At 60.2% G+C, this 12,685-nt stretch carries 10 protein-coding genes; 6 read left to right on the top strand and 4 right to left on the bottom strand.

The window, feature by feature from the left end; genetic code table 11:
• Positions 1-380: 380 nt before the first annotated feature.
• A complete protein-coding gene (locus AruPA_RS16415; protein WP_265637861.1) occupies positions 381-1,523 on the bottom strand; it encodes a glycoside hydrolase family 5 protein in 1,143 nt (380 codons plus the stop codon).
• The gene (locus AruPA_RS16410) at positions 1,520-2,209 is read right to left on the bottom strand and encodes a phosphatase PAP2 family protein (protein WP_265637860.1); all 690 of its coding nucleotides are present in this window, start codon (positions 2,207-2,209) and stop codon (positions 1,520-1,522) included. The genes AruPA_RS16415 and AruPA_RS16410 overlap by 4 nt, the downstream gene beginning before the upstream one ends.
• A gap of 199 nt (positions 2,210-2,408) precedes the next feature.
• On the opposite strand from AruPA_RS16410, the gene AruPA_RS16405 reads away from it, so the two are divergent.
• The 3 genes from AruPA_RS16405 to AruPA_RS16395 all read left to right on the top strand — a co-directional run bounded on the left by AruPA_RS16405 (position 2,409) and on the right by AruPA_RS16395 (position 6,125).
• Positions 2,409-3,503, top strand: a complete 1,095-nt coding sequence (locus AruPA_RS16405) for a glycosyltransferase family 4 protein (protein ID WP_265637859.1) — start codon at positions 2,409-2,411, stop codon at positions 3,501-3,503.
• 211 nt (positions 3,504-3,714) lie between these two features.
• Positions 3,715-4,965, top strand: coding sequence for an FAD-dependent oxidoreductase (locus AruPA_RS16400; RefSeq protein ID WP_265637858.1), 1,251 nt, complete (start codon positions 3,715-3,717; stop codon positions 4,963-4,965).
• Positions 4,962-6,125 carry an ATP-grasp domain-containing protein gene (locus tag AruPA_RS16395; RefSeq protein ID WP_265637857.1) on the top strand — a complete coding sequence of 388 codons (1,164 nt, stop codon included), beginning with the start codon at positions 4,962-4,964 and terminating at the stop codon, positions 6,123-6,125. The genes AruPA_RS16400 and AruPA_RS16395 overlap by 4 nt, the downstream gene beginning before the upstream one ends.
• Before the next feature lie 39 nt (positions 6,126-6,164).
• Here AruPA_RS16395 and AruPA_RS16390 read toward each other — a convergent pair whose 3' ends face one another.
• Both AruPA_RS16390 and AruPA_RS16385 read right to left on the bottom strand, forming a co-directional pair.
• A complete protein-coding gene (locus tag AruPA_RS16390) occupies positions 6,165-7,649 on the bottom strand; it encodes a class I adenylate-forming enzyme family protein (protein ID WP_265637856.1) in 1,485 nt (494 codons plus the stop codon).
• The gene (locus AruPA_RS16385; protein ID WP_265637855.1) at positions 7,646-8,740 is read right to left on the bottom strand and encodes an alpha/beta fold hydrolase; all 1,095 of its coding nucleotides are present in this window, start codon (positions 8,738-8,740) and stop codon (positions 7,646-7,648) included. Before AruPA_RS16385 ends, AruPA_RS16390 begins: the two co-directional genes overlap by 4 nt.
• 593 nt (positions 8,741-9,333) lie before the next feature.
• Here AruPA_RS16385 and AruPA_RS16380 point away from each other — a divergent pair.
• The 3 genes from AruPA_RS16380 (at position 9,334) to AruPA_RS16370 (ending at position 12,489) form a co-directional block, all read left to right on the top strand.
• Positions 9,334-10,656 (top strand): O-acetylhomoserine aminocarboxypropyltransferase/cysteine synthase family protein, encoded by a 1,323-nt coding sequence (locus AruPA_RS16380; RefSeq protein ID WP_265637854.1) that lies wholly within the window; start codon positions 9,334-9,336, stop codon positions 10,654-10,656.
• Positions 10,653-11,651 (top strand): homoserine O-succinyltransferase, encoded by a 999-nt coding sequence (locus AruPA_RS16375; protein ID WP_265637853.1) that lies wholly within the window; start codon positions 10,653-10,655, stop codon positions 11,649-11,651. Before AruPA_RS16380 ends, AruPA_RS16375 begins: the two co-directional genes overlap by 4 nt.
• A 73-nt stretch (positions 11,652-11,724) precedes the next feature.
• Positions 11,725-12,489, top strand: coding sequence for a polysaccharide biosynthesis/export family protein (locus tag AruPA_RS16370; RefSeq protein ID WP_265637851.1), 765 nt, complete (start codon positions 11,725-11,727; stop codon positions 12,487-12,489).
• Positions 12,490-12,685 lie beyond the last annotated feature (196 nt).

The raw sequence follows: 12,685 nt of genomic DNA, 5'->3' as shown, positions 1-12,685 counted from the left end.
GGTACCCGGCGCGGCTCGCCTAAGTACCGGCTTCGTGAAAGGAGTCGACTGAAATAGACCGGGCTGGCGAGAATAGGATTCTTCCGATAATGCCGCAGCCTCGTTTTGAAATGGCACGAAAGTCTCCTCGGCTGCGGATGTCCGCAAAAGCTAAAATAATTGAGGCGGAAACTGAATGTTTCCGCGGGAAATTGATGCTTTTCGGTTTTAAGTGCAGTGCAGCAATAAGTGAACGAATACCTAAAATACGACTGCAGAACAATGAAAATAATGTAGATAAATATGTACTTAGTATATTTAATTATTTAATTTTATATAAAATAGAAATAAAAATAAAAATATACCAAAAAATCCATAATTCGATACAGACCGAATGTGGATTACGGCGTGGCGGCGGTATTGACTGGCAGGAGCTGACGCCAGACGGCGGCTTGATTGGGGCGCAAAGTGCCCGTTGCGTCGAGCGTCCCATCGGGTGCCTGTCCAGGCAGATAGCCCCAGACCCACCAGTCTCCCGGCACCGGTTGCTCGCCGGGCCGGAAGGTGGGACCGTTCTCGGCGCCATCCTTGCCGTTCATGTAATCCAGCAGTGTCGCGGCCCATGCGCGGGCGTTGGCGGAGCGCATGCTGCTACCCATTTCGCCGATCCAGACCGGAGCGATGTGACGGGTTACCAGATAGCCCCAGGTGCGGTTCATCTGCTTAATGGCAGCGGGGCCGGAGTCGGGGCGGACGTCGGAAATCTCGGTCGGGTATTCGTGCACCGAATAGACCAGCTTGTGAGGAATTGTCAGCTTCACGGGTATCTCGCCGGCGCGTGTGAGATCACCGGCCGGAGCGGGGCCACGATCGGCGAACGAGTTGCGGTAATTCTGCGGACCTTCCACGATGATCAGGGCACCGGGATCGACCGCCTGGATCGCATCGCCGACGGTTTGCGCCATGGCGTGGATGTCGGTGGGACCGCCGCCGCCCCAGGTGACGTGCCCGTTGGCGGTGGGTTCGTTGTCGAGATCAAAGCCGATCACGGTGGGGTTGGCCGCGAATGTCCGGGCGATCGTGACCCAGTCCGCCTGGAATTTTGCAGCGGTGACGGTACCGACGACGCCGGCACCGTTGGTGTCGTTGGTGCCTCGTCCGCGATCGAACCACAAACCGTTGCGCTGCTGGGCGCCGAACCCGTCGCGCGGGTTGGTGAAGCCCTCGTCGTTGTGGTGATCGATGATGACTTTCAGGCCGGATCGGCTGGCGGCGGCGACGATGTGGATCAGCAGACGCCGGGCCGCGGGGAGATTGGCGTCATCCCAGGAGACGCGCACGGTATTGAAGCCGGCGCTGGCGATGGCGGCAATGGTGGCGGGTATGGCGTTGAAATGTTGGTTCCAGCCGACGCTGGCGATGCGGACGTCTTGACCGGCGGCATCGATGATCTGGCTGCCTCTGGTGCTGAGATAGCCCCGAGGCAGGCGCGTGTCGTGGACCGGGACGGGCAGCGAAGCGGCGGCGGGCGGTTGCGAGATCATCGCCGGCCGCCCTGGGCGATCCAGCCGGCGGTGAGCGAAACCGCGCCGGCGGCGACGGTGACACCCAAGGCGAAGCCGGCAATCGTATCCGAGACGAAATGGAAATCGGCTGCAATCAGCCCGATTATCACCATCACGATCGCGCTACCCCAGAGGGGGCGGTAACGCGGGGCCAGCACCCAAAGCATCGCCATCGGGGCGGTGATGGCGGTGGTATGGCCGGACGGAAACGAGGCGTAGCTGCTGCCTCCGTGGAATGGGAAAAACCCGAATACGTGGTCGTTGAGATATGAGGGATGGTCGTAAATGCCTGGGAACGGATGCGACTGTGGCCAGACGCGGCCGAAATCGAACTTCAGTTGATTTTTGATCATGATGGCGACCAGTGTGGCCACCGCGATTGCCAGAACCAGGCGGCTGGTGCGGTTCAGTGCGACGCCGCACCAATTGGCGATGACGATGCCGATCAGTGCGATCGTCGCGAGCGGTGACGGCAAGTTGGCGATGGCGGCCATGGCGATGAAGGGCAGGCGGTGGTGGACGTGGATGGCCATGAATCGTGCGACAGGCCGATCGATATAGGCAATCGAGACCAGGGTCAGCACAAGGGTTGCAACCGCCCCGGCGATGCCATGCCGTAGCGCCGGACCTGCACTGACGGCGGTACGTTCGAGCTGTTCCGACACTGATGGCCACCTCCGACGCGCGATGCAGATCATTGTGCTTATGACAGCGGTCTGAGCGATGCAAAGCGGTGGACGTCGCGATCGACAGCGATGGGGGAAAATCGTTGCGTAGCTCATTTTCGGCATGCTACCAGACGAATACGAGACGAATAAATAACGTTATTTATATAGTAATTATTATTTTTCGGGATTTATATAAATGTCGAGACATAAGGATGTGAAGGATTGCTTTCTGGTCTGTCCGGTCTCTGTCGTCGGCGGCGGTATGGGGCAGGTTGTGTCGTACCTCATGCATGGGTCGTCGGTCGATATGCCGCTGCGACTGGTCGCGATCGACGCACGCGGTCCGGGATCGGTCCTCTGGTCACCGTATTATATGTGTGTCGCGATCGGGCGGATTGTGATTGCCGCGGCGTGTGGGCGGCTCGGGCTGGTGCATGTGCATGTGGCCGAGCGGGCCAGTCTGGTGCGGAAGGGCCTGGTCGCCTTGGCGGCGCGGATGATGGGTGTACCGGTGCTTCTGCATTTGCATGCAGCGGAAATCAAACCCTTCTACGATCGGTTGCCGGGGTGGGGGCGTTGGCTCGCGCGCGGGGTATTTCATCGGGCGGATCTGTGCGTCGTGCTCGGCATCGGCTGGCGGGACTGGCTGATCGGTACCATCGGGGTGGCATCTGATCGTGTGGTCGTCGTGCGAAACGGTGTGCCGATCGTCGCCGCATCTCCGCTGGGAGATCGGTTGGGTCCATTTCGAATCCTGTTCCTGGGCAATCTGACACCGCGCAAGGGCGTCGGTGATTTGCTCGTCGCGTTAGCCAGTCCGGTTCTGGCGGAGACCGCCTTCGAAGCGGTGTTCGCCGGTGGCGGTGAGGTGGAGACTTACCGGCGGCAAGCGGCGGATTTGGGCCTGTCCGATCGCGTCACCTTCACGGGGTGGGTCGATCGGACACAGGCAGCCACTTTGACGGCTGCTGCTCACGTTCTGGTGTTGCCGTCCTATCATGAAGGTCTGCCGTTGGTGATTCTCGAGGCGCTCGGGGCTGGAACGCCGGTGATCTGTACGCCTGTGGGCAGCATCCCCGAGGTGCTGGAGGATGAGACGACCGCGCTGTTCGTATCGCCGGGCGATAGCGCGGAAATGGCGCACGCCCTGCGCCGATTGATCGATGATGCGGCGTTACGCGCCCAGCTCACCGATGCGGGGCGCAATTTATATAGCCGCGAATTCACCATGGACGCCTTTGTGAAGCGGATAGCCGCCCTTTACCGCGAACTGATTACGGTCGAGACCTAGTTATATTTTTTGACGTTATTGTATATTTTATAGACAAAAAATATTTTTATTTCGTTTGAGTTTAAACTTTTTTAATGATATTTGATATCCATGGTTCGGTCCGATATCGGTTTGTAACTGTCAAGCGATTGATTGCTATATTGTCTTTTTATGTTCAACAGACTAAGTCGCAGAATAGTTTTGATTTATTTATACAAGTTGGTCCATATTCATGAAAATACTTGATGTGGCTATTGTCGGTGCTGGTCCCTATGGATTGTCACTCGCCGCTGAACTGGGCCGTCACGACGTCGACGTTTGCGTGTTTGGGCCGGCTATGGCGTTTTGGCATGACAATATGCCGCCTGGGACAAAGCTGAAATCGGATGGTCAATCCTCCGATCTGCCTGCGCCGGGTGCGGGCTTTCCAATCTGCCACTATCAGATGGAGACGACCGGAACGTTTGAGGCGACGCGGCCGATCCCGGTTACGGAATTTCATGATTATGGCATCCGGTTTCGTGACCGGATGGTACCGCGCGCCGATCAGCGCATGGTCCGCGATGTCGGGCGGACCGGCGGTGATTTCGTTGTGACTCTGGGAGATGGGACGCATGTGTTGGCCCGCAATGTCGTCATCGCGGTCGGTGTCGCGGCTTTTCCTTATGTGCCGGCACCGTTGGCGGCACTGCCCGCGGGATATGTTTCGCATAGCGTACAGTATGGACCGGTCGCGGCGCTGGCCGGCAAGCGGGTCGCTGTGATCGGTGCCGGTGCCTCGGCCATCGACGTGGCCGCCGCGCTGCATGAAGCGGGGGCGGACACGCAGATCATCACACGGCGCGCGGCAATCGCGTTCCATCATCCACCCACGCGCCGGCCATTGCGCCACCGGGTCCGCCGGCCGGACAGCGGGATCGGCGGGGGATGGGACCTTTGGTTCTACGCAAATTTTCCGCAGCTGTTTCATGCGCTGCCGGAACCGCTGCGGCTGCGCATTGTCGCGAACACGCTGGGGGCGGCGCCGGGCTGGTTCATGCGTGAACGGATCGAGGGGCGGGTACCGATGCGTACTGGCATGACCATCCGTTCGGTCACCGCTGCGAATGGGGTGGTGACATTCGACTTGCGGGATCGGCGGGGCGGCGAACGTCAGATCGAGGTGGATCATGTCGTCGCCGCGACCGGCTTCCGCCCAGACGTCGCGCGGTTGAACATGCTCGACCCGGCGTTGGTCTCGGCCATCCGTACCGCGGGCATGGCACCGGTCTTATCGCGCCGGTTCGAGACCTCGGTGCGGGGACTTTATATGATCGGGCCGATTGCAGCGCCGAGCTTCGGTCCGGTGATGCGATTCGTGTTCGGCGCCCGATCGACCACGCCGGTTCTGGCGCGGCATCTGGCCAGGCAATGCGCGCGCATGGTGCCAGTGGCGGCGTCGCAGAGCGTAAGGCAGGCCGTGTACCGCCAACCCGGCGAATGAGCGACGTTAGTTTTCGCACGGCCGAACCATTAGCCGAGGGCGCTGCGCCGGCACCGCTGGCCGCGTTGCCGCGGCCAGCCGCCGCGATGCCACGCAAATTGCGCGGTTTGCTGGTGTGCGGGCTGTTCACCCTGCCTTACCGCGCGATGCGCTGCGCTGCTGCGGCGGGGGTGTCGGTTTCCGTGCTCGGCAATGCCGGCTCCAACGGGCTGCGGCGGTCCCGGTTGTGTGCGCGGTATACGGAAACGACACGCGCGTTTGATGGGACGTTTGATGACGGGATGATTGCCACCGTGAATGCGGCGATTGCGCGAGATGACATCGATTTCGTATTCGCCGGCGATCAGCCCAGCACACGCTCGTTGATTGCGATGACGCCGCATTTGGCCGCACCATGCTTTCCGATGCCCGATCTCGCAACCTTCGATCTTTTGAACGACAAGGCGCGCTTCACCGAACTTTGCCAGACGCTGGGGATTCTATGCCCGCCGACCCAGGTGTTTGCCGATCGGGACGCGCTGCTCGCGAGCCTGGCACGCGGCGAAACGCCGGTGCCGGCCGTGATCAAGCCGTTGTCGCTGGACGGCAACCGGGGCGTGACCGTGGTTGAGAGCGAGGCCGAAGCCCTTGCGGCGACGATCGATTATCGACCCGTGCTCGTGCAGCGGTTCATTGCCGGTGCGGATATCGGCGCATCAGTCTATGCGGAGCGGGGGCGGGTGCGTGGCTACATATGTCATCGGCTGCGCCGGGCGACCTATACCGCGCTCGAACTGCCGGCGGTGTTCGATGCCCTCAGCCGGATCGTGGCGGCGACAAGCGCGACCGGTATTTTGAATTTCGACATGAGGCTCGATCCGGCGGGGCGGGTTTACTTTTTGGAATGCAACCCGCGTGTTTTTTACAAAATGCCGTTGTCGATGCTGCTAGGCGTGAATTTCATCGCCCTTGGGCTTGCGTGTATGGCGGGAGGCCAGAGCAACGCCGGGATGCCGACGCGGGGTAGCGCGGTGCGGTCGATGAAGGCGATTCTCGCAGTGCTGCCGACGCCGTGGCGGATCACGCGGCGCGACATTGCGATGCTCGGTTATATTCTGGCCGATCCGGTGCCGTATATTCGGGAAAATCTGCGGATCGACTGGGAGGATCGATCGTACTAAATCGATTAGAACAACCGCAGACGAACGGTGCTGCCGACGCTATGCGATCAGCAAGGATTTCTGAACCTTGCCCGTCGCTCCCATGGGGAGCGCCGCCGCCAACCTGATTTCGGCGGGCCGTTTATAGTCGGCCAGGCGGTTCGCGGTGTAATCGATCAGATCGGGCAGGTGCAGCGTGGCGCCGGCCGCGGGTTCGACAAAGGCGATGACGTCCTGATGCGCCCCATCGCCGCGGCCGATCACCGCCGACTGGCGGACGCCGGGATAGGCGTTCAGGACCGCTTCGATCTCGGCCGGGTAAATCTTGAACCCGTAGCGGATGATCTGTTCCTTGGTGCGACCGACGATGAACAGATGATCGTCCTCGAATGTCGCGAGGTCGCCGGTATCGAACCAGCCATCGGCATCGAGCACGGCGGCGGTGGCGGCTTCGTCGCGGTAATAGCCCGCCATGACAGTGGGACCCCGGAGGTGCAGAGCGCCGATGCCGCCGGCTTCGCCGTCGAGGCGCGCTTCGAGACCGGGGAGCAGCATCCCGACCGAACAATCACGACGGGGGCGGTCGATGCGCGTCTGCGCGATGGTGGGGGCGCATTCGGTGATCCCGTAGCCATTGTTGAGGACCATGCCGAAACAGGCCTCGACCGCGGCTTTTACCGCAGGGTCGAGCGGCGCGCCGGCGCTGGCGATCAGGCGGAGGCGATGGGGCGGCAGTTTCGTCATGCCTTGCAGAGCAGCGTATTCGGCGAGTAGCGCGAACATCGACGGCGCGCCGATGATGATGGTGATATGGTCATGCAGAATTGCCCGCAGAGCACTCGGCGGATCGAATCTTGGGGCGAGCCTGATGGTGCCGCCATAGGTGAGCGTGCCGAGCATGACGCCTGTGAAGCCGAGGATATGGCTGATCGGTAGCACGGAATAGACGATGTCGGCCGGGCTGATTTTGCGGATAGCGCCGGACGCGCGGGCCGAAATCAACAGATTGCGATGGGTCAGCATGACACCCTTGGGCTGGCCGGTGGTACCCGAGGTGTAGATCAGCGCTGCGACATCGGCATTGAGCTCGGGTGCGGCACGCTGGCTAGTTTCGGACACGGCAATCGGCCCGAGACCCTCGATCGTGATGATCTGGGCATTGTAGCGCTGGGCGTGTTGGCGCGCGCGACCAGTGGCAGGATGAGCGAACAGCAAACACGCGGGCGTGGCGTGGCTGGCAACCTCGTCGATTTCGCGGTCGGTCAGGCGGGGGTTGAGCGGCATCACCCAGGCGCCTGCGAGGCTCGCACCAAGCATCAGCGCGACCATGGGAGCGCCATTGTCGCCCAGCACACCAACGCGATCGCCCGGACGGGTTCCGCGTGCCAGCAGCGTGTCGCGCACCATGATTATGGCCTCGTTGAGCTGGGCGTAGGTCCAGGTGCCGGTGCCGTCGACCAGAGCGAGTTGATCGGGCGTGCGGGCAGCCCACCACGCGACCGGTGCGGCCAGTTGGTTGAATTCCGGGGGTGTGAAACTGTTCATGCCGGATGCTGGTTCGACCGGGCGATTGTGCGGGAGAGCAGGACCGCAAGATCGGCAGCGTGGTCATCGAGCATGGTCACATGATCGCCTGGCACGATCTGGACGTCGAAGCAAGGGATCAGCGGTTGCCAGACTGCGCGTGGCTGCGTTGGCAGGAACACCGAGGCGATCTCGGGCCTCATGAACGTAACCGGATGGTCGAAGATGGTTGGTTGGTAGTGATCAATTGCGACCGATGCCGCATCGAATACGGCACGGATATCGGGGGTGGCGCCAACTGGTGCGGCGAGCCATTGGCTGCGCGACGAGGTGGATGTGGCGTTGCTGTCACCGAACCCGAGACGGGAGCGGCAATAGGCGAGGCGCGCCGGCCAATCGGATGACCGAAGGACGCTGAGTTGATTGCGTATTCGCCTGAGGCGAACGTCGAGCGCCTGCCGGCGCGGCCAGCGCTGCGGGTGTGGGTAAGAGTCGAGCAGCACGACGCTGCCGACTGGAGTATCGGCCGCGCGCAATCGGCGGGAGAGTTCGAGCGCGACCATGCCGCCGAAGGAATAGCCGATCAAATGAACGATCTGATCGGGAAACTCTGCAAGGATCAGGGCGGCGTAGGCATCGGCCATGGCTTCAACACGGTCGAGCGGCATTTCGCCGCGCTCGAGACCATGGGCGCGCATGGCAATGACGCTGTGAGATGTTTCAATCAGGCCGCCAAGTCTTAACAGATCGAACACGTGGCCGCCGACACCGTGGATCAGCACGACGACGCCGCTGCCGGGTGGCGCGGCTTTGATTGGGACAATGCAGGATGTGGCTGATTGCCTCGTGCTGGTGGAGGCGATGCGGGTTGCCAGGGCGACAATGCGCGGCGCGTCGTAGATCGTGGTGAGCGGGATGGTGCAGCCGAACCGCTCTTCGACTGCGCCAAACAGGGCCAAGGCGCTCATGGAATCCCCGCCCAAGTCAAAAAAATCGTCATCCGGTCGTGGCGCGGGCACCCGCAGGATTGAGCCGACCTCATCGCACAGCCAACGCAGAATGGTGTCAGTCCGCTCATCGGCCACGTCGGCCGCGCGATCAACGACAAGCATGATGCCCCTCGGTCGGACGCCTTGTCTGAGCGTTGGCTCCCTCGTGGGGATCGAACATCAGGAAATCTGTAATTAAAAGTCGCATTATGAACTCCAACAGACGCAGAAGTCGTAAAATGTAAGGGGTGGCTGTTATTTATTGATCAAGGCTTCGAATGATCGGTTTATACCAAAGTCATCTGGCGATTGCACCACCATCTTTCTCGAAAAATGACGCAATAAAGTTTATTTTTTCGCATAACATCTTTATTATAAGACATATTATAATTAAATAACGTAGAAAATATGAACTTTCGGTTTTTTATCGGGAATTTGGGGGAACGTGCGCGTCTGAGCGGCCCGCCGAGGTCGGTTGACCAGGGCACCCGTATGCAGGTTCTGAATTTTATCTAGCCGTTGCGCATTTTGCGAGTGTAAGTATACCTCACACTTGGTATACAGGACCAAGATTGATACCGATGAGATCATTATAAATAATATTTATGAATTTTGTGACTAATTATTAATTATTTGGTTTTTTCTATCTTTTTTAGAAGGATGAGATTGATGGGTAAATTTACTCGATTGGTGCTGGACGTCTCAGGGTCGGCCTCATGAAGCGCGAAACCATCGCCATCCATGCCGGATACGACACCGATCCAACGACCAATTCAGTCGCGGTCCCGATTTACCAGACTGCCGCATATGCGTTCGACAGTGCGGAGCACGCCGCAGCGCTGTTCGACCTAACGGTGCCCGGCAATATCTATTGCCGACTGAGCAACCCGACGAATGACGTGCTGGAGAAGCGTATCGCGGCCCTGGAAGGGGGTGTCGCTGCGTTGACGGTCGCGTCCGGCATGGCGGCGATACAGTATGCGATTCAGAACATCACCGAAGCGGGCACCAATATTGTCGCCTGTCCACAATTGTATGGGGCGACCTATACTTTGTTCGCTCACGTGTTCAAACGCCAGGGCGTCGAGGTGAGGATGGCCCGGGATGACCAGCCTGCAGCAATCGCTGAGATGATCGATGATCGGACACGGGCGGTCTATTGCGAAAGCGTGGGCAATCCGGCAGGCAATATTTCGGATATTGCCGGGTTAGCGGCAGTTGCGCATGCACACGGCGTGCCGTTGATTGTGGATAATACGGTCGCGACGCCGATGCTGCTGCGACCGATCGAACACGGTGCCGATGTCGTGGTGCATTCCCTCACTAAATTCGTCGGCGGTCATGGCACGACGATGGGAGGTGCCATCATCGATGGCGGACGGTTTGATTGGGCCGCACAGGGTAGGCGTTTTGCCATGCTGACCGAGCCGGAGGACGCGTATCATGATGTGACCTTCACCGAGCAGTTTGGCGCATCCGCATTCGTGGCGCATTGCCGCAGCGTATGCCTGCGCAATGGCGGCGCGACGCTGGCGCCGCTGAGCGCGTTCCTGTTGTTGCAGGGACTCGAAACTTTGCCGCTGCGGATCGAACGGCACGTGGCGAACGCGCGGCGCGTCGCACAGTTTCTACATGCTGATCCGCGTGTGGCGTGGGTCAATTATGCCGGATTTCCCGATAATCCGTATCACGTGCTGGGGTTGCGCTATCTTGATGGCAATTTCTGCTCGTTGATGACCTTTGGCGTGAAAGGGGGGTTCGAGGTCGGGCGACGGTTCTTTGATGCGCTTTCGCTGTTCAAGCGGCTGGTCAATCTGGGCGACGCGAAATCGCTCGCAACCCATCCGGCATCGACCACACATCGGCAGCTCACCCCCGCCCAACTCGCCCAAACCGGCGTCACGCCCGAGATGATCCGGCTTAGCATCGGGATCGAGCATATCGACGACATCATTGCCGATCTGGATCAGGCCCTGACGGTTGCCGCCGGCACGGCCGGCGCTGCAGATCTGCCACTAGTGCGCGCGACGGCGGCGTGACGAGGCCGGACGTTCAGAACGTGCTGACGCAGCCGGTGCCAGCGGGTAACGTGACGACGCAACGCTTCTGGCCACGGCGGTGCGGGGCCGTTCGTATCGGACTGGTCAACAACATGCGCGGCGCGGGGTTTCGCGATGCTGATCGTCAATTTCGCACAAGACTTCATGCCGCGGGGCGGGAGGATGGCGTCGATGTGGTGATTGGCGGCTATTTCCTGCAGCCACCGGGGCGCGATGGTGGTGGCGCTGACTATCGCCCCGTTGCGGCGCTCGACGCGGATTGGCCGGACGGGCTGATCATCACCGGCGCTGAGCCGCGCACGGAGGATCTGCGTGAAGAGGCCTATTATCCGGCTCTGGTCCGGGTCATCGATCAAGCGATCGGGCGACGAACGCCCGTGCTGTTTTCGTGCCTTGCGACCCACGCCGCGGTTCTTCATCTCAGCGGTGTTACCCGGCGGCGGCGGACGCGGAAATGCCACGGCGTCTTACGGTTCGAGGTCCGGCGCCAGCATCCGCTCATGGCGGGGATGGGCGATCAGATCATCGTGCCACATTCGCGCTGGAATGGGCTCCCTGAGGCGGCCCTCATAACTTGCGGATATCGGATATTGGCGGCTTCGACGCGGTGGGGGGTCGATCGGTTCGTGCATGACGATGCGCCGGGCTGCGTGTTTTTGCAGGGCCATCCGGAATATGAGCCGCCAAGCCTGGCACTGGAATATCGGCGGGACGTGCGCCGCTATCTGAGACGCGAGAGCACTCACTACCCGACGCTGCCGATCGGCTGTTTCGATGCGGCAACCTGCGCCGCATTGCGGTCATTTCAACGGGCGGTCCAAGGGCGGTTTGATCCGAACTTGATGGACGCGTTGCCAGTTCCGCTCGGGGAGGAGGCTGCATCCGCTTCTTGGCATCGTGACACGATGCAGCTGTACCGAAACTGGCTGGAAATTGTGTCGGCTTTGCGCGAGCCGATGGGCGTGCATGCCTGAAACAGAAACGATGTTTCGAAGTGTTACGAGGTCATTTCAGACTTTGACGTATTTCAGACGACAGGATTACCGAATGTGGATCGATCGATCAGGCGCAACGTTACAACCGCTGCGGCGTGTAGGGATGGCTGGGGTAGCGTTGCTCGGAGGATGCACCCAGTTGCCGCCCCTCCAACCGGCGCCGGCGACGTTGCCCGTTGCCGCGTCCACGACACTGGCCGCAGCCCAACCATACCGGATTGCTATTGGTGATGAATTGGCAATCAGGCTGCCCCTTGACCCCGAACTGAGTGAGTCCGTCAGGGTATTACCCGACGGTAGTATTTCGACCAGCGTCGTACAACGCCAGGTCGCTGCGGGATTGACGCTGCCGCAACTCGATACCGCGCTGGTGCAGGATTACGAGCAGATCCTAAAAAAACCCGTAATCTCAGTTATAGTGATAAAATCGGCACCAACCACGGTCTATGTGCTTGGCTATGTCGAGAAGCCTGGGGTTTATAGTTTCGAGGGCTCGGCACCGCGCCTGGCGCAAGCAATTGCGGCGGCCGGCGGCTTGAAACTGGGCGCCAATCCTGACCAGATTTACATTTTGCGGCATCTGCCGAACGGATCACAGCAATTTTTCGGGACCAAATTCGCCGATCTGCAATCTGCGCGCGATCCGGCGGCGAACGTGCCGCTGGCCGCATCGGATGAGGTTTTCGTGCCGCGATCGGCGATCGCGCGGGCCTATGGGTATTTCAACCAGTATTTCCAGCAGTTTATCGCCACCAGTGCGAGCGTTAACTATCAGGTCAACTCGAACGGAACGACGAGCGTCATTCCCGGTCACTGAAATCGGCGCGGCTCAAGCGCCGCGTCAAAGTTTGTCACCCAAAGATCAACCGTCGACCCTAGCCTGCATTATGCATGAGGGTTGGCGGACATAGTGTAAACCGTTGATTCGATGTAAGAATTGGGTGTCGACGCCAAATCTTCATCAGCACGGAACGCGATGCCCGCCACGGTTGAAACTACCCCATGCCTCCCCG

It is taken from the genome of Acidiphilium sp. PA (assembly GCF_026191915.1).
GTDB lineage: Bacteria > Pseudomonadota > Alphaproteobacteria > Acetobacterales > Acetobacteraceae > Acidiphilium.
This window is presented reverse-complemented; position numbering and strand designations above follow the sequence as displayed.